The 14,791-nt window shown below is 64.5% G+C and carries 12 protein-coding genes; 6 read left to right on the forward strand and 6 right to left on the reverse strand.

Annotation, left to right across the window (positions count from 1 at the left end; translation table 11 throughout):
• Nucleotides 1–54 precede the first annotated feature (54 nt).
• Nucleotides 55–1,581: a DKNYY domain-containing protein gene (locus F4827_RS28105; RefSeq protein ID WP_183729589.1), complete on the forward strand. Its 1,527-nt coding sequence runs from the start codon at nt 55–57 to the stop codon at nt 1,579–1,581.
• Here F4827_RS28105 and F4827_RS28110 read toward each other — a convergent pair.
• The gene (locus F4827_RS28110; protein WP_183729592.1) at nt 1,536–1,832 is read right to left on the reverse strand and encodes a hypothetical protein; all 297 of its coding nucleotides are present in this window, start codon (nt 1,830–1,832) and stop codon (nt 1,536–1,538) included. The genes F4827_RS28105 and F4827_RS28110 overlap by 46 nt on opposite strands.
• Nucleotides 1,833–2,546: 714 nt before the next feature.
• Here F4827_RS28110 and F4827_RS28115 point away from each other — a divergent pair.
• On the forward strand, nt 2,547–3,554 hold the full coding sequence (locus F4827_RS28115) for an acyl-CoA dehydrogenase family protein (protein ID WP_183729595.1): 1,008 nt from the start codon (nt 2,547–2,549) through the stop codon (nt 3,552–3,554).
• Between the two features lie 117 nt (nt 3,555–3,671).
• Here the strand turns inward: F4827_RS28115 and F4827_RS28120 are convergent, their stop codons facing one another.
• Nucleotides 3,672–4,541, reverse strand: a complete 870-nt coding sequence (locus F4827_RS28120; protein ID WP_183729598.1) for a peptidyl-prolyl cis-trans isomerase — start codon at nt 4,539–4,541, stop codon at nt 3,672–3,674.
• Nucleotides 4,542–4,658: 117 nt separating this feature from the next.
• Here F4827_RS28120 and F4827_RS35590 point away from each other — a divergent pair, with 117 nt between their 5' ends.
• Nucleotides 4,659–4,787 carry a hypothetical protein gene (locus tag F4827_RS35590; protein WP_260175445.1) on the forward strand — a complete coding sequence of 43 codons (129 nt, stop codon included), beginning with the start codon at nt 4,659–4,661 and terminating at the stop codon, nt 4,785–4,787.
• 21 nt (nt 4,788–4,808) lie between these two features.
• On the opposite strand, the gene F4827_RS28125 is transcribed toward F4827_RS35590, so the two are convergent.
• The gene (locus tag F4827_RS28125) at nt 4,809–5,351 is read right to left on the reverse strand and encodes a cysteine hydrolase family protein (RefSeq protein ID WP_183729601.1); all 543 of its coding nucleotides are present in this window, start codon (nt 5,349–5,351) and stop codon (nt 4,809–4,811) included.
• A gap of 462 nt (nt 5,352–5,813) precedes the next feature.
• Between F4827_RS28125 and F4827_RS28130 the strand changes: the two genes are divergently transcribed.
• Entirely contained in the window at nt 5,814–6,692 is an 879-nt protein-coding gene (locus F4827_RS28130; RefSeq protein WP_183729604.1) for an IclR family transcriptional regulator, read from the forward strand.
• A 94-nt stretch (nt 6,693–6,786) separates the two neighbouring features.
• Here F4827_RS28130 and F4827_RS28135 read toward each other — a convergent pair whose 3' ends face one another.
• Nucleotides 6,787–8,901 (reverse strand): EAL domain-containing protein, encoded by a 2,115-nt coding sequence (locus tag F4827_RS28135; protein ID WP_183729606.1) that lies wholly within the window; start codon nt 8,899–8,901, stop codon nt 6,787–6,789.
• A 446-nt stretch (nt 8,902–9,347) separates the two neighbouring features.
• On the opposite strand from F4827_RS28135, the gene F4827_RS28140 reads away from it, so the two are divergent.
• Nucleotides 9,348–10,535 carry a serine aminopeptidase domain-containing protein gene (locus F4827_RS28140; protein ID WP_183729609.1) on the forward strand — a complete coding sequence of 396 codons (1,188 nt, stop codon included), beginning with the start codon at nt 9,348–9,350 and terminating at the stop codon, nt 10,533–10,535.
• A 59-nt stretch (nt 10,536–10,594) separates the two neighbouring features.
• Here the strand turns inward: F4827_RS28140 and F4827_RS28145 are convergent, their stop codons facing one another.
• Nucleotides 10,595–11,116, reverse strand: a complete 522-nt coding sequence (locus F4827_RS28145) for a cysteine hydrolase family protein (RefSeq protein WP_183729613.1) — start codon at nt 11,114–11,116, stop codon at nt 10,595–10,597.
• A gap of 190 nt (nt 11,117–11,306) precedes the next feature.
• Here F4827_RS28145 and F4827_RS28150 point away from each other — a divergent pair, with 190 nt between their 5' ends.
• Nucleotides 11,307–13,157, forward strand: coding sequence for an acyl-CoA dehydrogenase (locus tag F4827_RS28150; RefSeq protein ID WP_183729616.1), 1,851 nt, complete (start codon nt 11,307–11,309; stop codon nt 13,155–13,157).
• 88 nt (nt 13,158–13,245) lie between these two features.
• Here the strand turns inward: F4827_RS28150 and ugpB are convergent, their stop codons facing one another.
• Entirely contained in the window at nt 13,246–14,541 is a 1,296-nt protein-coding gene (gene ugpB, locus F4827_RS28155) for a sn-glycerol-3-phosphate ABC transporter substrate-binding protein UgpB (protein WP_183729783.1), read from the reverse strand.
• Nucleotides 14,542–14,791: the final 250 nt, after the last annotated feature.

Consider the following 14,791-nt stretch of genomic DNA (forward strand, 5'->3'; position numbering starts at 1 on the left):
CTTGCGCTGGCGCTGCTTGTCCTGGCGCTGCCCGTACCCATCCCGCAGGCCACGATGAACCCCGCCAATCACGACCGAGACCACACACCCAGACCCACCAACCATCCCGGCTATGTGATCCGCGGCAACGCCGTGGTGTGTCTGTGGCGCAATCTGCCGCTCTGGACCAAAGAGGACACGCCGCTGCCCATCGAACGTCCACAGGATTTCCGCTGCATCCGGGGTCGCTGGTTCACCGACGGCGTGCATGTGATCGTGCAGGCGCAACAGGGTGCGGCCATCGCGCGCGAGTATTACTACCGCATCGAGGACGCCGATATCGCCACTTTCGCGGTCCTCAACGAGCGTTATGCGCGCGACGCGCACCAGGCGTATTTCATCACCAACCGCACGATCCGCACGCGCAGCCCGCACGCGTTCCGCCCGCTCGACTTCGAGCGCTGGTACGAACGCGACGATGGCACGCTGTTCACGCAGTTGCGCCCGCACGAGTACTACGCCGTCGATCAGGAATCGCTCTACATGAACGGTCGGCGCATCGCCGGCTCGGCTGGCGCAAGCGCAGCCGGCTTCGAAGGCGGCTATGCCGTCGATGCGCGGCGCGTCTATTACTACGGCAAGCCCACGGAAATCGACCGCGAGAGCTTTGTGAGCGGACCGCTCGATGGCAGGCTGCGCTTCACGGACCGGGTCGGGCCGATCAACCACGGCAAACGCATGACCGCGCTCGAACATCGCCAGATCGAGGAATGGAATGCGTTTTTCATGACGCGCCCGCATCTTCAGGACTACTGGTGGCATCGCCTGCGCAAACGCACGGATGCTCCGGCGGTGATCTATGACGGCCTGCGCCTGGCCGGCCTCGACCCGGCGAGCTTCGCCACCCACACCTTCCGCTACGGATCCGGCCGGGAGGCGCGCGGCACGGCATGCGGCGACGCCTTCGGCATCCACTGGCTGCACCGCTACAGCGATCACAACGCCCGCCTCGAACGCATTTCCGGTCAGCCGATCACCGCGCTACGCGAACTGGGCACGCACTATTTCACCGATGGCGCGACGGTGTTCTACTCGCCCAATCACTATCAGACGCCGACGCCGCTGCGCCGCGTTTCGCCCGACACGTTTGGCGTGCTCGACGAGGGTTGGGCATGCGACGGCAGCCGCGCTTTCTATCTGGGCGTGGAGAAGAAAGGCGTGCATGCGGCGCGACTGTACGTTCACGGCAGCTACGCGTGGGATGGAGCGCGGGTGTTCTATCACGGCACGCCGCTCGTCGTCGACGTGCCGCACGACCAACTGACGGTTCCTCGCGCGGGATTCCTGCGCGCCGGCGACAAGCTGTTCGCAGGGCGCCGCCCGATTTCGGCGCGGCGCGTGGATCTGCCGTCGCTCGAATTCATGGGCGACGACTACGCGCGCGATGCGCGCAAGGTCTACCTGATCGACTTCCCGAGGCTGATCGAGATTGCCGGCGCCGATCCGGCCACGTTCCGCGTCACCGGACCGGGCGAGGCCCGCGACGCGAATCGACGTTACGACGCAAACGCGCTGCGCGGCGCCGTCGATCCGCACACCTGACCCGCTCCCTCCAGCAGCTCGAACAGCGAGGCGACGCGGCGGCGCTGCGTGGCGACGAGATCGTGAGTCGCCTCCAGCGCGCGCAAGCGTTTCTTCCAGTATTCGCCGTCGATGCCGCGCGGCGCGCGGCCCGCCTGTGCGCGACTCATGTACTGCACCATGCGCTCGACGTGGTCGAGTTCGGCGTCCGCCAGCAGGGCCGGCAACAGACCGCCGGACCGTGGAGCATCGGGTTTTGGTATGGCACTCATTATTTGCTCGCTTTTTATCTGCCGCAGCGTGCCTGTCCGGATTGTCCGGCGGATCGTGCGGATTAGAAGCACATGCGTGGGCCGTTATTCCCCCGGACCCGTGCCGCAGCGCAATGATTGATCGGCACGCCTTGCAACGTTTCTCAGCGCCGATGACCGCTCCCTTTCTTCCTGTGACAATAACCGCGTTCACAGGGGGTGCTTGACCATGCGTCTCAGTTTGCGAACCGGAAAATATTCGGGGATCTATCGCTCGCGAGAAGTGTTCGGCCAGCCCGAACGCCTGGTTGAGCAAACTGTTTGCGCACGCAACGACCTGAGCGGATCCAGGCGCAGGTCCCGTGCTTATTTCTTGCTGTTTCTTATTCCGCAATGGACTCATTCCTCAGGCGGAACAAAACCCGGACGAACTCGCCTGGCCCTCGCGTATACCCCGAAGACAGGGGCGTTGCGCGCGTTTTCCCTTTTTGAATCAAGGCGTCGCGCGCCTCGTAAATCGATTTGAGGGGGTTTTGTCGGGTTTTTTTCGGGTTGCCTCACCTGGTGCGCGCTTCTAGAATCAGAACGATCTAAAAACGGCGCTACGCGCGGCGCGCAAGAAAACGCCCATATAAAGAGACTCAGGAATGCATCAGGAGGACGACTCATGACGACCGCGCAACACGCGCACTATCGAGCGCTCGCATGACGCCACCTAGGGAGAGACATACCAACATGGACGACATGCTGACGACATCGGCGCAAACCGTACTCGCCGATATTTGCACCCCGCAATTCGTGCGCGGCGTGGAACTGACCCAGGACCGCCGCGCCGGACGCGAACTCTGGCGGCAGCTCGAAGCGCTCGGCCTGCTCGACGCGCTCGTGCCGCAAAACCAGGGCGGCGCCGATCTGCCGCTCGCGCAGGCCGCGGGCGTGTTGTTCGCGTTCGGCCAGCACGCGCTGCCGCTGCCCGCCGCGCACACCATGATCGCGCGGCATCTGCTCGCGGCCGCCCACGTGAGCGCGCCGCGCGGCCCCATCGCTTTGGCGATCGCCGACGCCACGCAGCGGGCGGCCTTCGTGCCCTACGGCCAGGTCGCCGACGCCGTGGTGGTGGAAACGTCCACCGGCACCTGGCTCGTGGCGCTCAAATCGGCCTGCGTGGAAAAGCACGGCGACGGCCTCGACGCCACGGTGCGCTTCGACACGCGCACGGCGCAGCCGCTGCCCGCGCGCGGCATTGCGGAACTGGGCGCCATCGTCACCGCCGCCACCATGGCTGGCGCAATGCAGCGCGTGCTCGACATCAGCACGGCCTATGTGAACGGGCACGCGCCCGCCAGCCGTACCTGCAGCACCTTCCTCGCGCTGGAGCGCCAGTTGAGCGTGATGGCGGGGCATGTGGCTGCGACGCGTGTGGCCGCCGAACAAGGCTGCGCGGCGCATCGCAGCGGCGAGCAACGCATTGCCAGCGCCATCGCCAAGGCGCGCGCAAGCCGGGCGGCTCCGCTGGTGGCCAATGGCGCACATGGGCTGATGAGCAAGATGTGCAACGCTGAGAAGGTCGATCTTCAGCTCTTCACGCGACGGTTGCATGCGCAACGTTTGCAGTATGGATCGGAGTCCTTCTGGGATGAGGTTGTGGTCGGCACGCATACGCGCGATCAGCGCTGCGTGGTGGATAACGACGTGGTGGGGATTTTCGATGCGCTCGACGAGGTGGCGACACTGAGGCTTTGAGCCATCGAGGCATCGACTGACGACAAAGCCCAGGGGCTTGCCCTGGGCTTTGTCGTTTCTTGCTCGCGCTGCTTGAGGCTCGGATTGCCGCTCGCAACGGGCGGCCCGGCACGATCATTACTGCTGGATCGTCGCGTTCTTCATCTGCTCCGCGGTGAACTGCGCCGCCGCCTTCTGCAAGGCCATCGCCTGTAACTGCTGCTTCACCGTCTCTTTGGCCTGATCGTACGGCGGGATCTGCGGCGGGCGCTTCGCGTCGAGCTTGACGATCACCCAGACGTTGCCGAGATGAACCGGTTGCGGCGAGATACCGCCAACCGGCAATTGCGCAATGGTCTGCGCCAGCGGCAAAGGCACGCCCTGGGTCTTGCCCTCGGCTACCGGCACCGGATAGCTGACCCACGGCATCAGTCCGCCGTCGGTCTTGGTCGGCGCGACGCTGTATTGCCTGGCGAGCGCGTCGAACGCCTGACCCGACTTCGCTTTGGCGAGCACCTGCTTCGCCGTCGTTTCGTCCGTCACCGCGATGACGCGCGGCTGGAATTCGTTCTTGCCGAGCGACGCGACGAGCGCCTCGTAGCGCGCCTTCACCTGATCGTCGCTCACCTGGTCAGCATGGAGGTTGTCCTTCAGATACAACTGGATTTGCGTGCCGACCCTGGCATCGGCGCTCGTCGCCTGCTGCACTTCCGGCTTCGTGTCGTAGTGGGCCTTTACGGCAGCCTGGCGCAATACCTCGCGCGCGATCAGTTCTTCCTTGAGAGCCTGACGCATCTGCAGCGAGTCGGGCTGGCCGGTTTTCGCCGATACCTCGCGCACCACGGCATCGAGTTGACTCTTCGGGACGGTCACGCCGTTGACGACGGCGATCGCGTCTGCCGGGAGTGTCGATGCGGGCGCGTCGGCGGCCTGCGCGGACGATGCGAGCGCCATAGCGGCAAATGCAGACAGGCCGGCAGCGCGGATCACGTTGTGGAATCGGAACATGGGTACACCTTTATGGGAAAAAACGGCTAAAAATTCCAGTTAAGCGTCCCAAGCGCAAGCGTAGCGCGCCGGCCTATTGATGCAGGTCGACAAAGTTGCAGGAATACACGAGGCTCGATGCGCCTGTCGCTTCATATCGGCACATCCGCCCATGTGCAGGACTACCAGGCGTTGCGGATCGGAAAGTCGATCTCGTCGACTTCGCGCTTCGTGCGCCGCGAAGAGATCGTCGCGGCGAGGGCGTGACCGTGGCCGGCCCTCTGCGTGTCAGAACTCGTACGCTGCGCTTTGCGCCAACGCCACAAACGGCCCATTCAACGTACGGTTGTGATGGGCAATGATCTCGCGCGCATGGAGATCGGGCGTATCGACCGTGGTGTGCGCGTCCTCGATCAGCACCGCGCGCAAACCCAGATCGAACACCGCGCGGCAGGTCGTATCGACGCAATATTGCGTCTTCATGCCCACGATCGCCAGTTCGCCCACGTCGTCTTCGGCTAGCCATTGCCGGAGTTCCGTGCCGATGAAGCAATTGGGCCGCGTTTTCACAAAGACGGTATCGCGCGCGTCGTCCACATCGAGTCCACTCACCAGCTTCGTCAATTCACTATCGGGCGCGATGGGCGAACCGGCCGGGCCGGTGTGGCGCGCGGCATAGATCGGCGCACCCGCTGCGCGTGCGCGGGCGATCAGCATGTTGATATTGGCGAGCACGCGCGCACCCTCGTAGGGCGGCGGATTGCCGTTGAACAGCCCAACCTGCATATCGACGATCAACAGCGCGCGGCGGCTTGAAGCGCTGGCTTGCATGGCGTTTCTCCTTTCATGACGACGGTGATGCCCGCTTTGGCGCCGGCGCGGACAGGAGAAACGGCAAGGCCCCGTCCGTTACCGGCGGGGCCTTGCGGCAGATACGAATGAAACGACCGAACCGTGCTCGCGTATCGACCTCACGACCCGCCAGAGGCGGCCGTGGTAGTCGTAGTCGTGCGTGCGATGTGGTGCAGGTTCATGTCGTCGATGATGCAGGACTGCGATGATCTGCGTCAATCTCCTACGCGGTCGTTCGATCCCCAAAATCCGGATTTCGCGAAATCCATCCACAACGCATACGGTTCGGATAGCGGCAAAGCGTCGCGCTTTCGAAAAAATGAGCCTGTCGTCTTAAAAAAATTGTTCTAGCGCAAAGGTCAAGGCTAGAATGCCGGCTTTGCTGCCCGGTACACCGTGTTAACCCCTAGTACCGTCCTCATCCCGAAGAAGGAATCCGACATGAAAGACCCACTCGCCCGCGACCGCGAGAGCGCTGCCCGCGCCGACGAGGCGGCCGATTCATCCAGCGAAAACACGCTCGTCAGCGCGCTCGCGCGGGGCATCCGGATTCTGCAGTGCTTCTCTATGGGGGCGTCGGAGCTGTCCGCGCGCGAACTGGTGGAGCGCACCGGCTTGCCCAAGCCCACCGCCCTGCGCCTGATCAACACGCTCTGCGAATTCGGCCTGCTGCGCCACTCCGAGCGCATTTCGAAGTATGTGCTGGGCACGGAGATGCTGAGCCTCGCCGCGCCCGCGCTCGGCCGCATGACGGTGCGCCAGATCGCGCGGCCGATGATGCAGGAGCTGGCCGATTACTGCCAGGGCCAGGTGAAGCTCGCGGTGGGCCATCGCATGAACCTGGCGTACGCGGAGGTCATCCAGGGCGCGGGTAGTTCGGTGTATCGCGCGGAGATCGGCACGCGGGTCTCGCTGTCGCGCACGGCAGCGGGCCGCGCGTATCTGTGGGCCGTGCCGCCCGCGGCGCGCGAGCAATATCTGCAGAACACGCTTGCGCTCGATCGCGCCAAGGGCGAGTTGCTCGCGCAACGCATCGCGCAGGCACAGCAGCAGTTACGCGAGATCGGCTGCACGGTGTCGTATGGCGACATGCAGCGCGAGATTCACTCGGTAGCGATTCCGCTGGCCTCGCCCATCGACGACGAGTACTGGGTGTTCAGCTGTTCGATAGCCGTGTTCAACCTCAATGGCAACCAGCTGATCGACGATATCGCCCCGCGTCTGATGTCGCTCGTGCGCCGCGTGGAGACATCGCTGGGCAGCATGAGCGGCGCCGCGCACTACGCGGAAACGCGCCCGTGGGCGCTGGCGACGGCCTGAATGCGTCTGCACGTGCCCGAGCACGCCTGGTCGACCAGACCGTAGCGCCGGCCGCCGCCAGCAGCGCGGCAACGCCCCGTGCGCTCACCTCTCCTCAGCCCACTTCACCCGCGGCGAACGCAGCCGCAGCCGCCGCCGACACCGGCGACCCCGACAGGCTCAGCTTGCCGCTGGCCACCAGTTGCGCGAGCGGCACCGGGCGGCCCAGCAGAAAGCCCTGCACCTCATCGCAGCCTTCGCCCGCGAGCAGATCGAACTGATCCTGCGTCTCGATGCCTTCGGCCAGCACCGGAATCCCCAGACTCTTGCCCAGCGCCAGCACCGCGCGAATGATCGCCGTTGCCTGGCGGCTCGATTCGGCTTCGCTCACGAACGACTGATCGAGCTTGATCTTGTCGAACGGGAACGAGCGCAGCGTATCGAGCGACGAATAACCCGTGCCGAAGTCGTCGAGCGCGAGACTCACGCCCAGCGCCTTGATGCGCTGAAGCGTTTCGAGCGAGCGCTCGCGGTCGGCGAAGATGGTCGATTCGGTCAGTTCGAGTTCGAGGCGCGAAGGCGGCAACCCGGTTTGCTCCAGCACCTCGGCCACCAGCGAGGGCAGATCCGCGTGCGCGAACTGCACCGCCGAAAGATTGACGGCCACCTTGCACGGCGGCTGCCACGTGACGGCGCGCGAGCAGGCTTCGCGCAGCACCCAGGCGCCGATCGCGAGAATCAGCCCGTTTTCTTCGGCCAGTGGAATGAACACACCCGGTGAAATAAAGCCCTGGCGCGGATGCTCCCAGCGCAGCAGCGCTTCGTAGCCGCAGATTTCGCCGCTCGCGATCGAGGTCTGCACCTGGTAGTGCACGCTCAACTGTCCGCGCGAAAGCGCGTCGCGCAGGTCGGCCGCCAGCGAGCGGCGCGCACGCGCCGTCTCGTCCATCTTCGGTTCGTAGAAGCACACCGAGCGCGTAAGATCCGCCTTCGCGCGATACATCGCGAGATCGGCGTTATTGATCAGCACGGTCTTGCTGGTGGCGTCGTCCGGATAGATCGCGACGCCCATGCTGGCGCCGGAATTCACTTCCCAGTCGTCATAGCGGATCGGGCGGAACAGCGCCGTCTCCAGCCGGTTCAGGAAGTCGTCGAGCGTTTCGCGTTGCGAGAAGCGGCGCAGCGCCACGAATTCGTCGCCGCCCACGCGCGCGACGAATTCGTCCTCGCGCACGAGGCTCTTGAAACGCAGCGCCAGGATGCGCAGCACCTCGTCGCCCGCGTGGTGGCCGCGCAGATCGTTGATGTCCTTGAAGCGGTTCAGGTCGATGCCCACCAGCGCCAGCTTGCCGCCGTGCGCCGCGGTGCGGGCGACTTCGGTGTCGAGACGTTCGTTGAAGCCCGCCCGGTTCGGCAGGCCGGTGAGCATGTCGGAAAGCGCCATGGTGCGCAGATGCTCGACCGATTCGGCGCGCACGCTGTCGTCCAGCAGATAGCTCACGAGGCCGGCACCCGCGATGATGAAGGCCATGCCCGCCACCGCCAGCGCCAGCGCCTCAAGCGCGGCAGGGTTGGCGACATGCGAATCGATGGCGAGCGGTTCGATCCCGAACGCGCACATGCCGATGAAGTGCAGCGTGGCGATGGCGGTGGCAAGCAGCCCCGCAACCGTGGCCACCTGGGCGCGCGTACCGATCACGCTGCCGCCGATATTTGCCGCGCCCGGCTTGCGCGCAGCCTGATCGAACGCGAGTGCGCCGAACACCACCGAGAACACGATCGACACCACCAGGTACGGCCGGTTCCACATCACGATGCCTTCGACGCGATAGGCCGTCATGCCGGTGTAGTGCATCAGCGCGATCGCCAGCCCGACCAGCGCGCCGCCGATCGCGGGCGTGGCGCGCGTCCAGCCGCTGCACGCCACGAAGATGCCGAGGAAACTGCCGACCAGCGCGATAAGCAGCGAAACGATGGTCAACACCGGATCGAAAGTCACGGGCACGCCCGGTTCATAGCCGAGCATCGCCACGAAGTGCGTGCACCAGATCGCGACCGCCGCCGTGGTGGCCGCGAGGAACTGCCAGCCCGCGCGCTGCATGCCGTGCGTGGCGAACGCACGCCGCACGAGGCGCGCCGTCACCCACGAGCCCGCGCCGCAGATCAGCACGGCCACGATAACGAGCCACGGATTGTGCCTGTTGACGATGCAGCCCAACACGTTGATCACGGGAAGGCCTCCTTAAAGCCTGGATTTATTAGCGACTTCTTTTGCTGCGGTACTTTTTGCAGCCGACCTTCAGGGCGGCCCGCCGGCTTCGGACGCAGGGCGCGACGATGTCACGACGCAACGCCGCCGCGCCGCGCTATCGAGCCGAAGCGTGAGCCAATGTCGAAACGGGGAAATCGGAACGGGCAGATCTCGCGTGACGCGCACGCAGACCATTTGCCAGTTTACGGCAGCTATGCCGCATAACTTTATAAAGCCCTTTTTTATTCGAGTATTTGCAAACGTTTGACGCGAACATTTCGGCAAATTGCGCGGGTTTTTGCTGATTCGCGCTAGAAGCCGCCAAGCGCCGGTGCTGTTTTCGTATGCGGTTTTGCCTTCTTGAATAGAATCGGGCTCCGTATCAATCCGATGCCGGGAGTGCGAGCATGGCGCGTGTTCTTGCTATGTCTGGAACGACCCTCTCTCTAGCGGGCTTCCTGCGGCGCGTGGGGCGCACGCTCTGCATCGCCGCGTTGCTCGCCGGGCTACTGCCTGGCGTCCATGCCGATGAACCCGGCGATCACGCGCCCTGGCACGTGGGCCTGAGTTCGCGCGTCGTTCATCCCGCGGTCGAGCGCAACTGGCGCGGCGCGGCCACCGCGCGACTGCTCACCCAGATCTGGTATCCCGTCGCGCCCGGCACGCCCGAAACGCCGCGCGAGATTGGCCGGCCCGGCGACCCGATATTCCGCGGCCAGCCCGTCGCCAGCGACGCTGCGCTGGCCGGTGATGCGCACACGCGCTTTGCCCTCGTGCTGCTGTCGCACGGCACGGGCGGCAGCGCCAACGACCAGGACTGGCTCGCCAGCGCCCTCGCCGCGCACGGCTACATCGTCGCGGCTGTCAATCATCCGGGCAATAACGAACTCGAACCGCTCACGCGCGAGGGCTTTCTGCTTTGGTGGGAACGCGCGAGCGATCTGAGCAATGTGCTCGACGCTCTGCTCGCTGATCCGCAGTTTGGGCCGCATATCGATCAGACGCGCATTGGCGCGGCGGGGTTTTCGCTGGGCGGCTATACGGTGCTGGAACTCGCGGGCGCACGCACGGACGTCGATGCGCTGGAGGCGTTCTGCCGTTCACCGCAGGCCGATGCGATCTGCCATCCTCCGGAAGCCAAACGCCTGGCCGGCACGGCAAGCGATGGGAGTGGCGCAAGTGGCGCAAGCGGCGCAAGCGTGCCGCACCCGCCGCCCACGCCTGAAATGCGCGCCTCGTTCGCACGCTCCGGCGATTCGTACCGCGATGCCCGCGTGCGGGCCGTGTTCGCGATTGCACCCGCGCTGGGCGAAGCTTTCGACGCCGACGCCTTCAAAGCCGTATCGATTCCCGTTGCCCTGCTCGCGGGCACCGCCGATATCACCGTGCCGCCGGACACCAACGTGCGCCGCATCGCGGGTTTCCTGCCGCAAGCGAGCCTGACGATGGTGCCAGGCGCTTCGCACTACACGTTCCTCGACGTCTGTTTGCCAGGCGCCGCCGTGCGTCTCGCGCGCATCTGCAAGGACGGCCCGGGCGTGGACCGGGACGCCGTCCATGCGCTAACGGCTAACGAGGCGCTGGCGTTCTTCGACCGTTACCTGGCGAAGTGAGCGATCAAATGAGCAAACAAACGAGCGAACGAGCGAAATAACCGCACGACGAAGCGCTATCAGATCACCGCGTCAGACGGAGCGAGCGTCACGCGGGTGGCCAGCGCGCTCAGCGCGATCGCGTGGATCATCTGGCTGACCGTGGTGCAGGCATCGCTGAGCACGGTGACTTTCTTGTAGTCGTCGGCGCGCCGGGACAGCGCCGTATGCGTCACGCAGTTCTGCGTCATCATCCCGCACAGGATCAGTTCATCGACGCCCAGGCCCTGCAAGGTGTCGTGCAGCGTGGTGCGCTCGAAGGCGTCCGCGAACTGCTTGATGACCACGGGTGCATCGGGCGCGGCCGCCTGGATGCGCGCATGCGTTTCCACGCCCACGGTGCCCGCATTGAAGAACGGCGCATTGCCCTTGGCGGCGTCGGCGACGTGCTGGACGTGGATCACCGGGATGCCCTTCGCCTGCGCACGGCCGATGGCGCGCTCGACCACGGCGAGCGTGGCGTCGGCGTTCCAGAGTTCGAACGCGCCGCCGGGGAAGTAGTCGTTCTGCAGGTCGATAACGATCAGCGCGGGTTGGCTCATGCAAATACTCCTGGTCTTTAAGTGAGAGTGCGGGATGTACGCGCCGGTCAGTCTACGCCAGCCTGGCGCACGCGATGGTTTCAGGGTGCGATCGTATCGCCTGGCTCAGTAAAATCCCAATAGCACGACCGTTCTATTTTCGTGTAGGCTGGCGCTCTCACTCGTCACCTTCTTCGCGAGACCGCCTGCCATGTCGCTGATCTTCTCCCGCCGTGACCTGAATTTCCTGCTCTACGAATGGCTCGACGTCGAGCGTCTCACGCGCATCGCGCGTTACGCGGATCATTCGCGCGAGACCTTCGACGCCGCGCTGGACACCTGCGAGAAGATCGCCACCGACCTGTTCGCGCCGCACAACAAGAAGAACGATCAGCACGAACCGCATTTCGATGGCGAGACCGTCACCATCATCCCCGAAGTCAAGACCGCCTTAAAGGCCTTCTGCGAAGCCGGGCTGATGGCGGCGGGTCAGGACTACGAATACGGCGGCATGCAACTGCCGCTGGTGGTCGAGAAAGCCGGCTTTGCCTGGTTCAAGGCCGCCAACGTGGGATCGAGCGCCTATCCATTTCTGACCATCGGCAATGCCAACCTGCTGCTCGCACACGGCAGCGAGAAGCAGATCGAGACCTTCGTGAAGCCCGAACTGGAAGGGCGCTACTTCGGCACGATGTGTCTTTCGGAGCCGCAGGCGGGTTCGTCGCTCTCCGATGTGGCCACGCGCGCCGATTTCGAAGGCGAATCGGCGCTGGGCGCGCAGTATCGTCTGCGCGGCAACAAGATGTGGATTTCGGGCGGCGAGCACGAGCTGTCGGAAAACATCGTGCATCTGGTGCTGGCGAAGATTCCGGGCCCGGACGGCAAGCTGATTCCTGGCGTGAAGGGCATCTCGCTCTTCGTGGTGCCGAAGTATCTCGTCAACGAAGACGGCACGCGCGGCGAGCACAACGACGTGGTGCTCGCGGGCCTCAATCACAAGATGGGGTATCGCGGCACCACCAACTGCCTGCTCAATTTCGGCGAAGGCACGAAGTACGCGCCGGGCGGCCGCGCTGGCGCGATCGGCTATCTGGTGGGCGAGCCGCACAAAGGTCTCGCCTACATGTTCCATATGATGAACGAGGCGCGCATCGGCGTGGGTCTGGGCGCGACGATGCTCGGCTACACCGGCTATCTGCATGCGCTCGATTACGCGCGCAATCGTCCGCAGGGGCGCGGCATGGGCGCGGCGGGCAAGGACCCGGCATCGCCGCAGATCAAGCTGGTCGAACATGCCGACGTGCGCCGCATGCTGCTCGCGCAAAAGAGCTATGTGGAAGGCGCGCTCGCGCTCACGCTCTGGTGCGCGAAGCTCGTGGACGAAGCCCGCGCCATCGACGACGATGCCGCGCGCGAACCGCTTACGCTGCTGCTCGATCTGCTCACGCCGATCGCCAAAAGCTGGCCGTCGCAATGGTGCCTCGCCGCCAACGACCTCGCCATTCAGGTACACGGCGGCTATGGCTACACGCGCGAATACAACGTCGAACAGTTCTATCGCGACAATCGGCTCAATCCGATCCATGAAGGCACGCACGGCATTCAGGGCCTCGATCTGCTGGGCCGCAAGGTGACGATCAAGGACGGCGCGGCGCTCAAGCTGTTCGCGCAACGCGTGCAGGCGACGCTCGACCGCGCACGTTCAAACGGCGACGCGCAGGACGCGGCCCATGCACGCGCGCTGGAAGCGGCGCTTGAACGGCTGCAGGCAGTCACGCGCGCGCTGTGGGCGGCGGGCGATCCGAACGTGACGCTCGCGAATGCTTCGGTGTACCTGGAAGCGTTCGGTCATGTGGTGGTGGCGTGGATCTGGCTCGAACAGGCGCTGTCTGCACGCGCGGCGCTCAAGCACGCACAGGGCGACGATGCCGGCTTCTATCGCGGCAAGCTGGCAGCGGCAAGGTACTTTTTCGCGTGGGAATTGCCGAAAACCTCCGCGCAGTTCGATCTGCTCACCTCGCTCGATCGCACCACGCTCGACATGCAGGACGCGTGGTTCTAGACAAGCCTTTCAGCCGATAAAAAAACGGCGCGAGGTCCACCAAAGGACATCGCGCCGCGATCGATTTTGTGCCGTGTTGCAGCCGTGCCTAGCCGCCCTGCTTCTCGAAGCGCCTCAGCAATTCATTACCGCGCGAGTTGGCCGAATCGAGCGCCTGTTGCGGCGTCTTGCTGCCCGTCCAGACCTGCTCCAGTTCCTCATCCACCACCGTGCGAATCTGCGGCATGTTGCCCAGACGCAGGCCCTTGGTATACGGTAGCGGCGACTTGTTGAGCATCTGTCTGGTGGCCGTATCCGCGCCCGGATGCGCGGCGTAGAAGCCCTGCTTGCGCGCGAGATCGTAGGCGGCGGTCGTCACAGGCAGATAACCCGTATCCTCGTGCCATTTCGCGGCCACGGCGGGCGAACTCAGATACGCAAGAAACTTCGCGACGCCCTTGTAGACCTCGGGATTCTTGCCCGCCAGCACCCACAGGCTCGCCCCGCCGATGATGGCATTCTGCGGCGCACCCTTCACGCTCGGGTCGTACGGCATCATGCCGGTGCCGAACTGGAATTTTGCGTACTTCTGCACATTCGCAAACGCGCCCGACGAGCCCATCATGATCCCGCAATCGCCGCTATAGAATTTGGCCGTCGCCTCGTCCTTGCGCCCCACATAGGTGAACGTGCCGTCCTTCGCCATCTTCTGGAGGAAGGCGATATGCGCGACCTGCACGGGCTTGTTGATTTCCAGTTCGGCGTCCGCGCCATCGAAACCGTTATTGCGCGTGGCAATCGGCGCGGCCTGCCAGGCGCTGTAATTCTCGATCTGGATCCAGCCCTGCCAGCCCGTCGTGAAGCCGCAAGCCAGACCCGCGGCCTTGAGCTTCGCGGCATCGGCGGCGACTTCGGGCCAGGTTTTCGGCGGGGCGTCGGGATTCAGGCCGGCCTTCCTGAAGGCATCGCGATTGAAGTAAAGCAGCGGCGTGGAGCTATTGAAGGGCATCGAGACAAGATGACCCGTCCTGGCGTCGCCGTAAAAACTCGCGATGGTCGGCACGAAGGCTTTTTCGTCGAACGGCACGCCCGCGTTCTTCATCACGTCGTAGACGGGAACGACAGCCTTCTTCGCCTGCATCAGGGTTGCCGTGCCCACTTCGTACACCTGAAGGATGGCGGGCGCATCGCCGCTGCGATAAGCAGCAATGCCGGCTGCAAGCGTCTGGTCATAGGTGCCCTTGAAAACCGGCACGATCTTGTACTCGCTTTGCGAGGCGTTGAACTGCTGGGCGATCTCATTCACGCGCTCGCCCAGTTCCGATTCCATCGCGTGCCAGAACTGGATTTCGGTAGGCGCGGCCTGCGCCACCTGTGCCGCCTGCATGCCGGATGCGAACAGCATCGTGGCGGTCAGGGCGCGCAGCGCGCCCCGCAGCGCATGGCGTGGTTTTATGCGCAACTTCTCGTGCTTTCTCATCGGGCTCTCTTCCTGGTCGTGGATCTCGATACGGGATGGCGAAACACAAAGCTGCGCAAGGTTAGCATAGCGACATGGCGCCCATGTGCTGACGGGTGCCGGCGAGCATTCAGCGGCTTGCCGCGCCTTTCTCCCTGCGATGCTTGGCGTGTCCGATGCGTTTTGCGCGATCGAT

Source organism: Paraburkholderia bannensis (genome assembly GCF_014200455.1).
Lineage (GTDB): Bacteria > Pseudomonadota > Gammaproteobacteria > Burkholderiales > Burkholderiaceae > Paraburkholderia > Paraburkholderia bannensis_A.